General features: G+C 47.0%; 16 protein-coding genes. 13 read left to right on the plus strand and 3 right to left on the minus strand.

Translation table 11 applies throughout. From position 1 onward, the window contains the following. Nucleotides 1-6 precede the first annotated feature (6 nt). From moaA to BUA12_RS06555, 4 genes are read left to right on the plus strand one after another with little or no spacing between them, the layout of a single operon-like run. A complete protein-coding gene (moaA, locus tag BUA12_RS06540; RefSeq protein ID WP_072709643.1) occupies nucleotides 7-1,038 on the plus strand; it encodes a GTP 3',8-cyclase MoaA in 1,032 nt (343 codons plus the stop codon). Nucleotides 1,039-1,092: 54 nt separating this feature from the next. Then, entirely contained in the window at nucleotides 1,093-2,661 is a 1,569-nt protein-coding gene (locus BUA12_RS06545) for an ATP-binding cassette domain-containing protein (RefSeq protein WP_072709645.1), read from the plus strand. Next, nucleotides 2,661-4,217, plus strand: a complete 1,557-nt coding sequence (locus BUA12_RS06550) for an amino acid ABC transporter ATP-binding/permease protein (protein ID WP_072709647.1) — start codon at nucleotides 2,661-2,663, stop codon at nucleotides 4,215-4,217. Before BUA12_RS06545 ends, BUA12_RS06550 begins: the two co-directional genes overlap by 1 nt. 48 nt (nucleotides 4,218-4,265) lie before the next feature. Further along, nucleotides 4,266-5,117: a DegV family protein gene (locus tag BUA12_RS06555; RefSeq protein WP_072709649.1), complete on the plus strand. Its 852-nt coding sequence runs from the start codon at nucleotides 4,266-4,268 to the stop codon at nucleotides 5,115-5,117. Nucleotides 5,118-5,132: 15 nt separating this feature from the next. Here the strand turns inward: BUA12_RS06555 and BUA12_RS06560 are convergent, their stop codons facing one another. After that, entirely contained in the window at nucleotides 5,133-5,579 is a 447-nt protein-coding gene (locus BUA12_RS06560; RefSeq protein ID WP_178138239.1) for a MarR family winged helix-turn-helix transcriptional regulator, read from the minus strand. A gap of 315 nt (nucleotides 5,580-5,894) precedes the next feature. Here BUA12_RS06560 and BUA12_RS06565 point away from each other — a divergent pair, with 315 nt between their 5' ends. The 3 genes from BUA12_RS06565 (at nucleotide 5,895) to BUA12_RS06575 (ending at nucleotide 7,920) form a co-directional block, all read left to right on the plus strand. Then, entirely contained in the window at nucleotides 5,895-7,226 is a 1,332-nt protein-coding gene (locus BUA12_RS06565) for a hemolysin family protein (protein WP_072709891.1), read from the plus strand. Between the two features lie 107 nt (nucleotides 7,227-7,333). After that, nucleotides 7,334-7,621: a hypothetical protein gene (locus BUA12_RS06570; RefSeq protein ID WP_072709653.1), complete on the plus strand. Its 288-nt coding sequence runs from the start codon at nucleotides 7,334-7,336 to the stop codon at nucleotides 7,619-7,621. 11 nt (nucleotides 7,622-7,632) lie between these two features. Next, on the plus strand, nucleotides 7,633-7,920 hold the full coding sequence (locus tag BUA12_RS06575) for a hypothetical protein (protein ID WP_072709655.1): 288 nt from the start codon (nucleotides 7,633-7,635) through the stop codon (nucleotides 7,918-7,920). Nucleotides 7,921-7,960: 40 nt separating this feature from the next. On the opposite strand, the gene BUA12_RS06580 is transcribed toward BUA12_RS06575, so the two are convergent. Then, nucleotides 7,961-8,227, minus strand: a complete 267-nt coding sequence (locus BUA12_RS06580) for a GlsB/YeaQ/YmgE family stress response membrane protein (protein WP_072709657.1) — start codon at nucleotides 8,225-8,227, stop codon at nucleotides 7,961-7,963. A 198-nt stretch (nucleotides 8,228-8,425) separates the two neighbouring features. Between BUA12_RS06580 and BUA12_RS06585 the strand changes: the two genes are divergently transcribed. The 6 genes from BUA12_RS06585 to recQ all read left to right on the plus strand — a co-directional run bounded on the left by BUA12_RS06585 (nucleotide 8,426) and on the right by recQ (nucleotide 14,090). Then, entirely contained in the window at nucleotides 8,426-9,004 is a 579-nt protein-coding gene (locus BUA12_RS06585; protein ID WP_072709659.1) for an anthranilate synthase component II, read from the plus strand. A 2-nt stretch (nucleotides 9,005-9,006) separates the two neighbouring features. After that, nucleotides 9,007-10,707 carry an aminodeoxychorismate synthase component I gene (gene pabB, locus BUA12_RS06590; RefSeq protein ID WP_084669985.1) on the plus strand — a complete coding sequence of 567 codons (1,701 nt, stop codon included), beginning with the start codon at nucleotides 9,007-9,009 and terminating at the stop codon, nucleotides 10,705-10,707. 4 nt (nucleotides 10,708-10,711) lie between these two features. Continuing rightward, nucleotides 10,712-10,921, plus strand: a complete 210-nt coding sequence (locus BUA12_RS06595) for a hypothetical protein (protein ID WP_072709663.1) — start codon at nucleotides 10,712-10,714, stop codon at nucleotides 10,919-10,921. A gap of 17 nt (nucleotides 10,922-10,938) precedes the next feature. Next, entirely contained in the window at nucleotides 10,939-11,196 is a 258-nt protein-coding gene (locus BUA12_RS06600) for a hypothetical protein (protein WP_072709665.1), read from the plus strand. Then, the gene (locus BUA12_RS06605) at nucleotides 11,193-12,134 is read left to right on the plus strand and encodes a 5-oxoprolinase subunit C family protein (protein ID WP_072709667.1); all 942 of its coding nucleotides are present in this window, start codon (nucleotides 11,193-11,195) and stop codon (nucleotides 12,132-12,134) included. The genes BUA12_RS06600 and BUA12_RS06605 overlap by 4 nt, the downstream gene beginning before the upstream one ends. Nucleotides 12,135-12,269: 135 nt before the next feature. After that, the gene (gene recQ / locus BUA12_RS06610; protein ID WP_245772766.1) at nucleotides 12,270-14,090 is read left to right on the plus strand and encodes a DNA helicase RecQ; all 1,821 of its coding nucleotides are present in this window, start codon (nucleotides 12,270-12,272) and stop codon (nucleotides 14,088-14,090) included. 59 nt (nucleotides 14,091-14,149) lie between these two features. On the opposite strand, the gene BUA12_RS06615 is transcribed toward recQ, so the two are convergent. Beyond that, on the minus strand, nucleotides 14,150-15,010 hold the full coding sequence (locus tag BUA12_RS06615) for a DMT family transporter (protein WP_072709669.1): 861 nt from the start codon (nucleotides 15,008-15,010) through the stop codon (nucleotides 14,150-14,152). Between the last annotated feature and the right edge of the window lie 342 nt (nucleotides 15,011-15,352).

A 15,352-nucleotide genomic window follows, 5' to 3' on the forward strand; every position in this document is an offset into this window, starting at 1 on the left:
GATGCTATGACTCAGCAAATTACAGACAAGTTTGGAAGACCGATCAGGGATTTACGTATTTCCGTGACTGACAGATGTAATTTCAGGTGTCGTTACTGCATGCCCAAGGAGATTTTCGGCGATGACTTCGAGTTCATGAAAAGGGATGAGCTGCTGTCCTTCGAAGAGCTTGAGAGGATCGCTAAAATATATGCAGGCATGGGCGTCAAGAAATTGCGCATCACCGGCGGTGAACCACTCCTGCGCAAGGACCTGCACGAATTGATCGCAGCGCTGAACAATATCGAAGGCATTGAGGATATCGGCCTCACGACGAACGGCCTGCTGCTCAAAAAGCACGGTCAGAAATTATACGACGCCGGGCTGCGCAGGCTGAACATCAGCCTGGATGCACTGGACGACGAATTGTTCGGACAAATCAACGACCGCGGCATCGGCACCTCCAGAATACTGGAGCAGATCAAATATGCCCAGTCGATCGGTTTTGAGATCAAGATCAACATGGTGGTCCAGAAAGGACTGAATGACCATGAAATCGTACCGATGACAAGATATTTCAAAGACCTGGACGGCATCACGCTGCGCTTCATCGAGTTCATGGACGTCGGCAATGACAACGGTTGGAACTTCGATAAAGTGATCACCAAAAAAGAAATCATGGAAATGCTTGAAGCCGAGGGGGAGTTCGATCTTGAACCGCTTAACCCGAAATATTACGGTGAAGTGGCCAAAGTCTACCGCCATAAGGATGCGGACTCCCATATCGGTTTCATAACGAGCGTATCCGAGAGTTTCTGTTCGACATGCACACGTGCAAGACTGTCATCAGACGGCAAGTTTTACGGCTGCCTTTTCGCAGTTGACGGCTTTGACGTCAAAACATTGATGCGTGAAGGCATTGAAGATGATGAGTTGAAAGAGATCCTCACCGGCGTCTGGAATGAACGTGACGACCGCTATTCAGAAATCAGGACGGAAATCACGGAAGAGCGGAGACAGGCACGTAAAAAAATCAATATGAGTTATATAGGCGGATAAAACGTGAAGGCACCTTCACGTTTTTTTCAAATTTATTATTGGGAAGCGTTATAGATGAAGTTGGAATTTCCAAGGAAATGGTTGATTGCATTTGCACTCATATCCTTAATCATGGTTGCATTTTATATTCTTTTCGGACATCACCTGTCATTGATCCTGTCTGATTTCATAGTGGGTGACCAGACATTGCAGGCCGGTCACCTCATTTGGATGCTGATATTTTTTGCAGCATTCGTTTCATTGCGGGCTTTATATAAATATCTCACATCATCTGTTGCCAATTCGCGCATGAAAGTACTTGGGGACCGCCTGCTCAGGAAAGTGGATGATACGACTGATAAACAGTCCGAATCCTTTTTGAACGCACTGTTCATCCATATGGAGAAGTATCGGCCGTTTGAAAGTGTCTTCATACCGACGATCGTGAATACGATGGTGAAACTGGTCGTCATCATCATCGCCTTGTTTTTTGTGCATATGAATGCTGCACTCATATTATTGGTGACGGCACCTTTCGTGCCGCTGTACTACGTGCTCGTCGGTCTCCAGACCAGGGACGAGTCGTACAGGCAGGCCTCCCGGTTCGATGATATGGGTACACTCTTCCTGAACCTGGTGAGGGGGAAGGATACGGTCAGACACACCGGGTCCGGCGGCACGGTCAGAAGGAAGCTTGAGGACAACAATGAAGATTTTGTCTCACAGACCATGAAAATTTTAAAGTATGCCTTCCAGTCTTCACTCATGCTCGAATTCATAACGATACTCGGCATCGGGCTGGTCGCCCTTGAAATGGGTCTGCAGATCATAATTTTTGAAAATATCACATTCTATGCAGCCTTCTTCACCCTGCTGCTTGCGCCGGAATTCTACAATGCACTGAAAGTGCTCGGCGTCGAATTCCACAATGGCCAGCTCGCGAGGGGGCATAAGGATAAAATCGACGAATGGCTTGATCATCCCGGGCAGGCAGCGGAATACAGGACGATTTCCAAAACGGATCCCCATGCTGTGGCATTGAGAGATGTGAAGATCGGCTTCCCGGACAATACCCTGGTCCGTGACATCAATATAGGTTTCGAGCCGCATACCATCAATGCCATCACAGGGCCTTCGGGCGGCGGCAAGACGACTCTGCTCCGTTCGATCGTCGGCCTGATGCCTCCGGTCTCGGGAGAGGTCCGGCTGGTCTCTGATGACATCGGCTATATTTCGGATGATATTTATTTCAATGACAGCACTTTATATGATTATCTTGCAGACGGAGCCGCGTCGGAAGAGGAAGTGATCGGCATACTGGAAGATTTGAAGTTGACGGGAAGCGTCAGCCGGCTCAGGGAGGGCATCAATACGCCGATCATCAACAACAATGTGCCGTTTTCAGGCGGTGAGATCGTACGGCTGAAAATCGCCCGGGTGCTCCTGAAGCAGCCTGAAATCATCGTGATGGACGAACCGACGGAGTTCCTGGATGCTGAGACCGAAAACATCATCCTGGAATATCTGGAAGGATTCAAAGCATTCTCGACCATCATTGCGGTTGTACACAGACGGAGACTGCTCGGCATCAGTGACACACATTATCATCTCGAAAATAAACAGATCAGAAGAGGTGATGCTTGATGGAATACCTCAGAAATGAAAGAAAACATATCGTTTACAGCATCATTCTCGGAGTGGTCGGCAGTCTGATCGGCATTTCGATCTTCGCAATGAGCGGTTATATGATCAGCCTCAGTTTCTTTGAACCGCCGATATTCGTCATCCTGCTGATCATTGCGGTGATCAAGCTGTTCGGCATGATGAAGGGCGGATTGAAATATTTGGAGAGGCTGCTCTCCCATAACTCCACATTCAAGCTCATATCGAGGGTGCGGACGCAGTATTTCGAATCGTCCCTGAACAGCGGTAAAGATATGCACAGTGTCAGGTTCATCCAGACATTGAGCAGATATTTCGAAGACATCGAAGATTATTACATCACGATCATCTACCCGTATGTCGTGGCAGTGCTGCTGTCCATCGCAGTCATTTTACTGTCCGCCCTGATCAATCCGGCACTGGTGGTCACAGCGCTCGTGCTTGCCCTCATCATGCTCGTCCTCCTGCCGTTCGTATTCAGCATTTGGAACGGCAGAATCGATGCGGAGTACAGGGTGCTTGACGAGAATGCATTTTTGAAGACTTACCAGTTCATCCACGGCTTCACCGATTTATTCGTCGACAATAAGGACAAAGCGGTCCAAAATGAGATTTCCGGCCAGCTGGATGCCATCCGGCGCAATAAGAATAAAGACAGCCTTAAAGAAGCCGTCATCGAGCTGATTACGGGGTCCGCACAGATTGGAACGATCGTACTCATCATCCTGCTGATGCAGGGGGGGGACATCTTCCTCATACCGATGCTCATCCTCCTCGTCATCAGCTATTTCGAAGTGCTGGCACTCGTCGTCGAACCGACGAGCCGTTTCTTCAACACACATCAGAAAGTCGGGGAAATCGAACGTCCGGCCGGGGAAACGGGGGACGGTGAAATATCCTCAGGCGGCAGCATCAGGCTTGAAGCCGTTTCCTATAAATACCCTGCGGGTGCTTACGATGCGTTGTCAAAGGTGACGATGAATGTTGATGCTGGAGAACGGCATGCCATCATCGGCAGCAGCGGTTCGGGCAAAACCACTTTGCTCAATCAGATCATCGGTGAGAGGGAAATGGCTGTAATGCCCCAGCATCTGGACTTCTACAATGCGACGATCAGGGAGAACTTGACGATGTTCGGTCATTTCCGGGCAGCAGATGAAGAGATTGAGCATCTGCTGGCAGAATTTGAGCTCGATCATTTCAAACTGGATGATTATGTTTACTTCACCGGACAGTTGTCCGGGGGAGAGAAGAAAAGGCTGCATCTGGTCCGGATGATGCTTGAGGATAAAGACTGGTGGCTGCTGGATGAGCCTTCAGCCAAGCTGAATCAGTCTTTGCAGGAGAAAGTGTGGCGGAAAATATTTGAAACGGACACGGTGATCGTCAGCACACATGATTTATCGCATCTGCACCATTTTGATGTCATCCACTTCATGGAGGCGGGACAGATCATCGAAAGCGGCAGTTACGAGGCACTCATGGCGCGGGAGGGCGCTGCGGCAGAAGCTGTGAAGCGCTATACGGAATATTTGTAGGGCGGTGTCTGGCATGCTACACTTAGCAATATTAAAAGGAGGGTGACAATGAAAAATTATGCTATCGTGACGGATTCAGCAGCCGGTCTCACACAGTCCTTCATCGATGAACATGACATCAAGGTTCTGCCGATGTCTGTGATCGTGGAAGGGATTGCTTATAAGGAAGGCGTCGATAAGACCGTAGCTGAAATATATGAACTATTGGAAGAGAGTGGAGAAGGCGCGAAGACTTCACAGCCGACAATCGGTGAATTCATGGATGTCTTCAATGAGATAGAAGAGGACGGGAAGTATGATTCCATCATTTCAATCCATGCCTCCAGTGAATTGACAGGCACTTATCAGAGTGCGCGCAGCGTCTCGGAAGAGGTTGACAAGCCGGTCACGGTCATCGATTCCAAAATCGGGAGTTACCCGATGAGGCAGATGATTGTGAGGGCGGTTGAAGGCCGGAAGAATGGAGAGGCCCTTGAAGCAGTTGAAGCGGAAATATCTGAAATCAGCAGTCAATCACAATTATACCTGATGCCGTACAGCTTTTCCCAGCTGAAGAAAAGCGGCCGTGTTTCAGCTTCCCAGTCTGTGCTGGCTTCTTTGCTCAGAGTACAGCTCATGCTCGAGTTTGAGGACGGTAAAGTCGTCGTGGGGCATAAGGTGAGGACGAAAAGGAAAATGGTCTCGCATATACTGCAGACGATAGAGCACCATGTGAGGGAGGACGGGCTTAAAACGCTGTCAGTCGTTTATGCAGGTCATGAATCCCTGGCCGACGAATGGCAGGGTCTGATCCGTGAAAACTTCCCGGACTTGAAAATTGTATCCGAACCCCTTGTCACAGTGGCAGGCGTTCATGTAGGACATGGCACGATCGGCTTCGGTCTGGTCAAAGGCAGATGAAAAAATAACTCAGCATCAGTGCTGAGTTATTTTTGTTTGATTCAAGTCCGAGTCGATACGCTTCAATACATCCAAAAGCGCATCTATCTTATCGTCACCCAAAGACAGCTGGTCTGTAAACATGGAATGCCTCATGCCGATCTTTTCTTTCAGCTCTTTTCCAGCCTCAGTCGCCGTGATATACACATGCCTTTGATCATAGATGTCCTTCTCACGTTTTACATACCCTGCCGCTTCAATTCTTTTGACCATCGGGGAGATGGTTGCATTGTCCAGCTGCAGTAATTCCGCAATGGATTTCAAGTTGAGTTTCTCATGCTGCCAGAGGAGTGTCAAAACGAGGTATTGTGTATATGTCAAATCAGTATCATGCAGGACATGGTCAGAGTAGAAGCGGTTCACCTGACGCTGAATATTGTATAGATTAAAGCACAGTCTCTCATCTAGATTGGAACCTTCCATCATAACACCACCTTAACGCCTTTTTAATGTCTGCTGTTTTATTATATGATATATGTATATGCATTTTCAATATAATTCTGCAGGCATATGGAATATGTGGGAAATCACAGGTGATTTCTTGGTATTTTTCCCGTCTTATATGATAAAATACTCTTAATTATCAACTTTCGGTGGAGGTGACTGCAATTGGGAAGGCAATTTTGAAAATTAGCTTATTATTTACGTTGTTAAGTGATGATTATGTCCGTCGCAAAAATCAAGATTGCACAATCGTGGTCAAAAATTACCGGAGGTGAATCCCTTTTAGGGAACATTTTGGACATATCAACCTTTCTAAACTTAGCTTTATTCGTTTTATTGATATTATTGACGATGCTGTTTGTCGGCTCTGAATTTTCACTGGTGAAATCAAGGCAATCGCGTCTGGATAATCTTATAGATGAAGGGAATAAGAAAGCCGCACTGGTCAAATCGATGACACAGAAGCTGGATTATTACCTTTCAGCCTGTCAGCTCGGAATCACCGTGACGGCACTCGGGCTTGGATGGATCGGTGAATCGACGTTTGAAGTCATACTCCATCCGCTCTTCACCTTTCTTGGCATACCTGAAGACCTGACCACACCGTTCGTTGTGGCAGCGGCCTTTGCCATCGTCACATTCATACATGTGGTCGTAGGTGAACTCGCCCCGAAAACCGTGGCGATACAGTATGCCGAACAGATGGCAATGGCATTTTCGAGGCCGATGTATTTCTTCGGAATGATCATGAAGCCACTGATCTGGTCGATGAACGGCACTTCCAGGTTTTTACTCAGGCTCGTCGGCTTCAAGGATATGCCGACGGAACAGGCGCACTCTGAAGAAGAGTTGAAGATCATCATGACAAACAGTTATCAGAGCGGTGAAATCAACCAGACTGAACTTGCATATATGCAGAACATATTTTCATTCGACGAACGGCTCGCAAAAGATATAATGGTGCCGAGGACACAGATGATCACGCTGACGGAACCAGTGGTAATAGATGATGTACTTGCTGCCGTGAAAGAGCATAACTATACGAGATATCCGATCACGGATGACAGCGGGGACAAGGATCAGATCATCGGTTTCATAAACGTGCGTGAATTTTTGACAAATCACGTGTCGAACAGCAATCTTGAGCCTGAAAACTATATACATGAAATCCCGCTCATCACCGAAGTCTCAAGAATCAGTGATGCATTGATCAAAATGCAGCGTGAACGGGTGCATATCGCGTTGATCATCGATGAATACGGCGGTACCGCCGGGATGATCACCATGGAAGATATACTTGAAGAAATCGTCGGCGAAATCAGGGATGAATTTGATGAAGATGAAGAACCGGATATCGTTAAAGTGGAGGACGACATCTACCATATCAACGGGCGTGTATTGATTGACGACATCCGGAATGACTTCGGTATTGAATTCGAGAACAGCGAAGACATCGATACCATCGGAGGGTGGATGCAGAGCATCAATGCTGATATCGGGGTGGATGATTACATTGATACTGAAAAGGATAAATGGATTGTTCTGGAAACCGACAACCACACAATCAAGCTGGTTGCCCTGATGAAAGGTTACAACACCCCGCAGTTCGGGGCATCGGAAGACTGACAATGACATATTCCTATTCCTGAGAGCCGCTGAAAATCATCTTCAGCGGCTTTTCATGCTCATTTTCTGCCGGAGTAATGATAAAATCGTACATGAGGGGTGAAGCCATGGGTTTTTTTGAATTTTTGATTGCAACGGTACCGGTGATACTTTTTTTCTCCATTCCGCTCTATGCGATTAAAAGAGGTTCGGATCAGAAAGACGAGAAGTTGAGGATCAAACAGCTGAAAGAAGAGAAAGAATTGGAAATGCTGAAACAGGAAAACTATCTGCTTGAAAACAAGCAGATGCGCCTTGAGTTGGATCAGATCAGGGAACAGAGGTCGCTGAAGGAAGAGAACAGACGGAAAGAAGGCAAATGGCTGATTCAGGATAGTGAAGATAAAGAAATGTAGGTGTTTTAAAAATGGGCTTTTTTGATGTCATCATTGGGTTCATCGCACTCGGCGGCCTCGGGATCATCAGCCTGGCAGGTGTCGCTTTTAACGTCATACGGAGAGACTACAACCAGGAAAAAGAGAGGTTGCGGCTTCAGATGATGATTGAAGAAAGAAAACTTGAAGAAATCCGGCAGGAGAATTATTTATTGGAAAATGAGGATATGCGCAAAGAACTTGAAGAAATCAAAGCATCAAGACGATTGAGCGCAAATGAAAATGCCCAAAAGCGCTGGCTGATAAAAGAAACAAAATAAAACCTGAGGGTTTATATCCTCAGGTTTTACCGCGTTTAAATTATTTATTCGCCGTATTGTTCTTACTGAATGCTTTCATTATGAATGAAATGACCAAAATAAGAATGATGGCACCAAGCAGTCCGCCGATGATGCTCACACCGCCGACTTCCGGTCCTATGCCGAGTCCGAGGGCGTTACCGATGGACGCACCGATCAGTCCGGCGATGATGTTGCCGATGATGCCGAATGGAACATCCTTACCTAAAATCGCTCCTGCTGCCCAGCCGATCAGTCCGCCGACAATAAGTGTTATAATCCAACCCATTTTAAAAGCCTCCTTAGAATGATTATGGAATACTGTTTCTATTATCTTGTCTAAAAGTAAGATACCCTGTACAGGAATTTTTAATCGTGATTATTACATTTAAAATAATTCTGAAAATAACTAAATCCCTGTTTCACCGGATAAAAGCGTCATACATATGCTAAAATGTAGAAAAACTAAAGGAAATACTGAAAACTTATGAAAATTCTCATGATAGATAATTATGACTCATTCACATATAATCTTGTGCACTATATGGAGTCCAATCCGTATGGTGTGGAAATCATGGTGAGGATGCCTGACCTTCTGCACGGTGTTTCACTGGAGGCGGAGGGCATCATCGGCATCGTCATCTCACCCGGGCCCTCACATCCTGCGGACCGGCAGGATGTCATCGATTTTGTGTCGCGGCACTGGGGTCATGTACCGATCCTCGGCATATGCCTCGGCCATCAGATGTTGTGGCATATGGGCGGCGGTCCGGTCATCAGGGGCGCACGCCCGATTCACGGTCATACCTACGACATTTCCCATGACGGCAGGGGTTTATTTGAGGGTGTGGGCATGCCGTTGACGGTGACACGTTATCATTCACTGGTCTGCGCCGGAGCGAGCCGTGAGTTTGAAATCACTGCAGAATCCGATGATGGTGTGAACATGGCAATCCAGCATGTAAAGTATCCGATTTACGGTGTCCAATACCACCCTGAAGCCATTTTATCTACGGATGGCAGGAAGCAATTATTCAACTTTATCAAGATCGCATTGGAGGCCTGACCGTGCACGTACATTCAAAATTCAAAAGAAATGCCAAAGTTGAGGATTTATATTTCATCAATCCTGTTTTGACGATGACCGAAAAAAGCCACAGTCTGAAGGAGGCACTGGCCATCGCGGAATCATATATGAACGACGGTTATTATGTGGTCAATGCAATCACATATGAATCATTCAGCCCTGAGGGTGAGCAGTTCATCATCGGGGTTTTTGACGAAGCGACCGATCATGAGACTTTCATAAGCACCAGACAACCCGGCGCTTATGAAATGACGCGGCCGGAATTCACGCAGTCCAGGGATGAAATCATTAAAAATATCGAACAGGTGCGGGATTACATCCGTGACGGCCACACTTACCAGGTCAATTACACGACGAGGCTGAAAGGCAGGTTCCGCGGGGACGGGCACACTTTATTCGAGACATTGATGTCATCAAATAACGGTGACTATGCAATGTACATCGAATACGGGGACGAACAGATCGTCAGCTGCTCTCCGGAGCTGTTCTTTGAGGTTGATGCGGGCAGAAAAATCAGGACACGCCCGATGAAAGGCACGGCGCCAAGGGGCGAAACGCCGGCCGAGGATGAGAGGAACCATGAATTCCTGAAAGCATCGAAAAAGGACAGGGCGGAAAATGTGATGATCGTGGACCTGCTCAGAAATGACATTTCAAAAGTGGCGGCAAAAAACAGTGTCAATGTGCCGGCACTTTTCACAATAGAAGAATATGCGACCGTCTTTCAGATGACTTCCACCGTCGAAGCGGATCTCAGAGAGGATACAGGCATAAACGATATCATGGCAGGGTTGTTCCCGTGCGGCTCCATCACCGGGGCACCGAAGATGTCGACGATGAACATCATCAATGCACTGGAGGCCACCGACAGGAAGTATTACTGTGGTACACTCGGCATGATGTATCCAGGTGGGGAAAGTGTATTCAATGTACCGATCAGGACTTTATATATTGATGGGGAAAATTATATTTACGGTGCCGGCGGCGGCATCACCTATGATTCGATCCCGGCTTCGGAGTATGACGAAATCGTTGCTAAAACAGCTTTTTTGAAAAATGCCCACTTCAGGTTGATTGAGTCCATGCGTCTCGAAGACGGCATGGTGCGGCGTCTCGACCGCCATGCTGCACGCATGGCGGCCTCGGCCGATCATTTCAATTTCAAGCCATCGGATCTCAGGGCGGCGGTCCTTCAGCATGTGGAGTTTTATGGGCTGAAGCACGGCATATACAAACTCCGGGCGACGCAGGACGAACACGGTGAAGTGGCCATTTCCCATTCTCCCATCGAGGATGAAGAGGCGGCCGGTGCACTGCTGCACCGGAAACCGATGTATGGAGTGCCGGAGTTCATTGAGAATAAGACGACGGTGAGATATCATTACAAAATACCAAACAATGACTTCAAAATCATTTTATATTATAATGAGGACCAACAGCTGACGGAATTCAATATAGGAAATCTTGTCATTATGGAGGATGGCGATTACTTTACGCCGTCCGCGGGGGCCGGGATTTTGAACGGCGTGATGAGGCAGTCTTTGATCGACGAGAGAAAAATCACCGAGAAAGACTACATGCTGGATGATTTTATTGAAAAGCATGAATCGGGCCGGATCACCGTCTATTTAATCAACAGTGTCCGTGGTTGGGTGAAGATCAGACTAACAATACAGAGGTGAAACGATGTTAACATTTTTGCTGATACTGCTGCTGATCGGTATCGTATTATTCACGCATTTCGTTGTAACTTATTTAATGGAAAATAATCTTAAGATAATTGGCGTACTGGTCGGCTTTGTCGGTCTGATCACAGCGGTGATCATCACGTATTTCATCATCACCAACATCACCGGCTTCGTTGCCGGTGAGCTGGAATTTTTCTATAATAACTGATTTCTGGAGGGAAGAAGATGTTTTTTGCCAATGGTGACCGTGCTGTTACATATCAGCAGAGTGAAGTGATTGACGCAGCAGTGCTCGAACGTTTGAAAAATGCATTCAATAAGACGGCACACGTATATTTGACCGACATGATCACAACGGAACATACACTGACTTTCATTTATGAGCCGGTGAAGATCATGGAGGCCCACAATACGATCGAACCTTATGGTATCGTGGTGGAGGAAGCGCGTAATTTTCTAGTTGAGAAGGGGTTTTTAAAGTGAGTTTAATCATTCAGGACAGCGGTCTGTTTTCAATCGTTCAGAGCCTGCATAAAAGACCTTCCTCAAGCGGAGGGGAGTATAACGGTGCATGTGACAGGCTTGCACATCAGCTGGCGAATCAGCTTGTCGGAAATGATCCGGATGCGCTGACCATCGAGATGACGGTGAGACCCGCCACGATCAAATTCACGGAGCCGACGATCATCGCATATTCCGGCGCAGAATTTTTCGGCACCTGCAATAATCAGCCGGTGCACCCGAACAGGATCTATCTGTTCGACCGCGGCGATGTCCTGAAATTCGTGGATACACCAAGAGGCAACAGGATTTATCTTGCGGTGGCAGGAGGCCTCAAGGTTGAAGGGCCAAATATCCTGAAGCCGGGTGATGAAGTGATGATGTGCCGGGACTATACAAGCCGGCATGATGAGCTGTTCAACATGCTCCGCAATAAGAATATGGTGAACTGGGGTGTAGACACCTATTCTCTTGTTGAAATCTACATTTCTGATCTGTTCCATATCGTCAGACGTCCGGATGTGAGCGATGAAGTTTATGAAATGCTGGAAAGTGCGGAATTCAAAGTCTTGAAAGAGCAGAACAGGGTGTCGCTGCATCTGACCGGGAAGAAAATTGCGCCGGCCCCCTCAAACATCATGCACCCGGGCCTCAAAGGCGGGGTGTATCTGGCAGGCGGGGCGCCTATACTGGCATTGAATGATTTCAATCAATCCACTACGGCCGAACACATCGGCACGATACCTTCCTACCATATGCACAAATTGTCGCAAAAACGCACGGGTTCCAGACTGAAATTCAAAGTGATCGATTGTGAGGATTCCCATGCAAACCTGTATGCCCAGGACCTGTGGGTGAAGAGCCTGTTCAAAGCGATTGATTATAAATTATCAAAAGAACTCGTCAAAGAAAAAATGTAAAGTGAAACATCTGGAGTATTTCCAGATGTTTTTATTTTTAATTGATATTTAAATCAACAAAAGACCACGGATATAATGTATAATATATATCATTAATTATAGAGATAATCAGGCTTTAAACGGTGGGATGAAGTTATGATAGAGTTGACATTACAAAAATATTTTGGATTCAGGACATTCAGGCCGAAACAGCGTCAGATCATCGAGGCTGTGAACAGCGGGGCCAACACCCTTGGCGTTTTACCGACCGGCTCGGGTAAATCATTATGCTTCCAGATTCCCGGCCTTCAGGCCAGAGGCGTGACCCTGGTCATATCGCCGTTGATTTCTTTGATGAAGGACCAGGTGGAGAACCTTAAGCAGACTGGGGTCGCTGCGGAGTTTTTGAATTCCACATTGAAGAAAAAAGATGAGGCACGCATCATGCGGGAGGGTCTTGAAGGCCGCTACAAGTTTTTATACGTGGCACCCGAACGTTTCAACAACGAAACATTCCGGGAGTTTGTCCGGAAACTGGATATACCGCTTGTCGCTTTTGATGAAGCACACTGTATTTCGAAATGGGGACATGATTTCAGGCCGAGCTATCAGGATGTCATCCCGACGATCAATGCCCTGATACCGGATGCGGCATTCGTCGCCCTGACGGCGACGGCGACCGAAGAGGTGCAGGAAAACATACAGGAACTGCTGGACATCAAGGATGAAAATGTGGTGCTTTCCAGCATCAAGAGGGACAATCTGCATTTATCGGTGAATAAGACATATCAGCGGGATCAGTTCATCCTGTCCTATATCCAGGAACGTGAAGATGCTTCAGGGATAATCTATGCGGCCACCAGGGCCGAAGTCGAAAAGATATCCGCTTATCTTGCCGATCATGATATAAATAATGTGATTTATCACGGCGGCCTCAGTAAAAAGGAACGGGACAGCAACCAGCATGCGTTCCTGACCGGCGGGGTGCCGGTCGTCATAGCGACGAATGCTTTCGGCATGGGGATCAACAAACCGGATATCCGGTTCATCATCCACCATAATCTGCCCGGGGACCTCGAAAGTTATTATCAGGAAATCGGGCGTGCGGGCCGGGACGGGAAGGTCAGCGAGTGCATACTCCTGTCCAGTCAGCGTGATGTGAACCTGCATCAATTTTTCATCGACAGGTCAAACGGTTCCGAGCAGCATAAGGATCACATGCGCAGTAAACTGGACAGGATGATCCAGTATAACCGCACCTCGAAATGCCTGATGAGCTTCATGGTCAAATATTTTGACGCGGATGAATATGTGACCGCATGCGGCCATTGCGGCAACTGCCTGAGCGGAGAACGCACCTACAACATGAAAGAGGAAGCAGCGGCGGTGCTGGAACTGATGCGGCACACAGGCACCACGCTCACTAAAGAGCATATCATCCAGGTGCTGCGGGGGGAGCGCACCGAAAACATCGTATTGAACCGGCTCCATGAATCCCCTCATTTCGGGAGCATGTCCAGTTATCTGACCGGGGAGATCCATCATATTCTTGACGAACTGATTTTGAACGGTCATATCCATCATCAAGAACAGCAGCTCCATCTGGTGGATAAAAGCTGTGAGGTGCTTGAAGAGAAGCGTGATATATACACTGTACCCTTCCGAAAACAGTTCAAAGAGAAAGTCAGCATCTCCACCGCTTCTTCCCCGAACGAAATGCTGTATCAGAAGCTGGAGGCAAAAAGGGCGGCCCTTGCAAAAAAGCGGGGGCTGGAACCGGGCAGCATATTCACGGATGCGACATTGAAAGACTTTGCCAAAAAAATGCCCCTCTCCAAGCAGGAGATGATCAAAATCGAAGGTGTCGGCAATTACAAACTGAAACACTACTGTCCGCACTTTTTAAAAATCATCAGGCAGCATAAGGAAAATCCTGACGCCCGCAGGATGGGCGAAAAAAAAGAGATTCCGACTTGAAAAACAAAAATAACGATCAATTCACAGAAATTGATCGTTATTTTAATGGATGCAGCCACTTATAAACTTTCTTTCGGTTTACGGTTTTTCATATACATATAATAACTTGCCCCGAATATGATGAAGTAGCCGATGACGGACAGGATGTCGGGCACCTCGCCCAGTATGAAAATGCTGAGCAGCGCTGTGAATATGATGGTCGAGTAAAAGAATATGGATATTTCCCTGGCCGGGGCGAAGCTGTAGGCGATCGTCAGGCCAAACTGGCCGAAGGCTGCAAATATGCCTGCAAGTATCAGCATGATCCATTGTTCAAAAGTCATCGGTTCATACTGATAGATGAAGAACGGCAGCAGCGCCGCTGTTGAAAATGCCGAGAAATAAAACACTACAGTGTAGAACTTCTCACGGCTGCCGAGCACCCTCAAGACCGTATATGCACCGGCGGCCATCAAAGCACCGAGCAGTCCGAGCAGCGCATAGACCGTGTCGCTCGACATGGAGGGCTTGATGATGAAGATGGCACCGGCGAGTGCGATGACGATGGAAATCATCTGATATCTCCTTATGTATTCCTTCAGGAAAAGTGCGCATAGGAGAATCGTGAAGAACGGGCTCATCTTATTCAGGATTTCGGCGTCGCTGAGCACCATGCGGTCAATCACATAGAAGTTCAGCAGAACACCGCCGAGACCGAGGGCGGAGCGCAGCAGGAGCAGCCCCTGGTTCTCCTTGTGTCCAAAAAGCTTTTCCTTATAGTAAATGACGAAAATTAGGGCGATCGCCATCGAGATGAAATTTCTGAAGAAGGTTTTCTGCACAGTCGGCAGATCGCCGCTGTACTTCACGAAGAAAGCCATCAGACTGAAACCCAGTGAAGATATGAGCAGCGCAATGATGCCTTTTGTAGTGTTACTCATGACAGATCAGGACTCCTTATTTCAAGTTTGCATTAAATTTCAATAAAAAAATGAGGAATTAAAACTTCCAAAAAAAATATATACTATTTCTTGATACAGTATATCATAGTCACCTCAATGCTTAGCCGAATTCCGGGTGTGGAATGCAGCGTGAAACTTAATGAAATAAGGAAATTTTTCCATTGATAAATAAATTTCTTTATGGCAAGATGAAACTAACGAATCAATATATAGTATGTTTAAACGTTTGGGACTACCATATATTGTGGTATACAGTAATGACGTGCTGTCTGACTTAAACAGACAAATGGTAAAAAAACACTCGAACGCATGTTCGTTTTA

Origin of the sequence: Lacicoccus alkaliphilus DSM 16010 (genome assembly GCF_900142805.1) — a bacterium.
Taxonomy (GTDB): domain Bacteria; phylum Bacillota; class Bacilli; order Staphylococcales; family Salinicoccaceae; genus Lacicoccus; species Lacicoccus alkaliphilus.

Bases quoted from the DNA above. Each gene is read 5' to 3' on its own strand.
- BUA12_RS06600 (WP_072709665.1), top strand. From the start codon at position 10,939: ATGTTTTTTGCCAATGGTGACCGTGCTGTTACATATCAGCAGAGTGAA.
- BUA12_RS06595 (WP_072709663.1), top strand. From the start codon at position 10,712: ATGTTAACATTTTTGCTGATACTGCTGCTGATCGGTATCGTATTATTC.
- BUA12_RS06575 (WP_072709655.1), top strand. From the start codon at position 7,633: ATGGGCTTTTTTGATGTCATCATTGGGTTCATCGCACTCGGCGGCCTC.
- BUA12_RS06550 (WP_072709647.1), top strand. From the start codon at position 2,661: ATGGAATACCTCAGAAATGAAAGAAAACATATCGTTTACAGCATCATT.
- moaA (WP_072709643.1), top strand. From the start codon at position 7: ATGACTCAGCAAATTACAGACAAGTTTGGAAGACCGATCAGGGATTTA.
- BUA12_RS06555 (WP_072709649.1), top strand. From the start codon at position 4,266: ATGAAAAATTATGCTATCGTGACGGATTCAGCAGCCGGTCTCACACAG.
- BUA12_RS06585 (WP_072709659.1), top strand. From the start codon at position 8,426: ATGAAAATTCTCATGATAGATAATTATGACTCATTCACATATAATCTT.
- BUA12_RS06570 (WP_072709653.1), top strand. From the start codon at position 7,334: ATGGGTTTTTTTGAATTTTTGATTGCAACGGTACCGGTGATACTTTTT.
- BUA12_RS06560 (WP_178138239.1), bottom strand. From the start codon at position 5,579: ATGGAAGGTTCCAATCTAGATGAGAGACTGTGCTTTAATCTATACAAT.
- recQ (WP_245772766.1), top strand. From the start codon at position 12,270: ATGATAGAGTTGACATTACAAAAATATTTTGGATTCAGGACATTCAGG.
- BUA12_RS06615 (WP_072709669.1), bottom strand. From the start codon at position 15,010: ATGAGTAACACTACAAAAGGCATCATTGCGCTGCTCATATCTTCACTG.
- BUA12_RS06545 (WP_072709645.1), top strand. From the start codon at position 1,093: ATGAAGTTGGAATTTCCAAGGAAATGGTTGATTGCATTTGCACTCATA.
- BUA12_RS06580 (WP_072709657.1), bottom strand. From the start codon at position 8,227: ATGGGTTGGATTATAACACTTATTGTCGGCGGACTGATCGGCTGGGCA.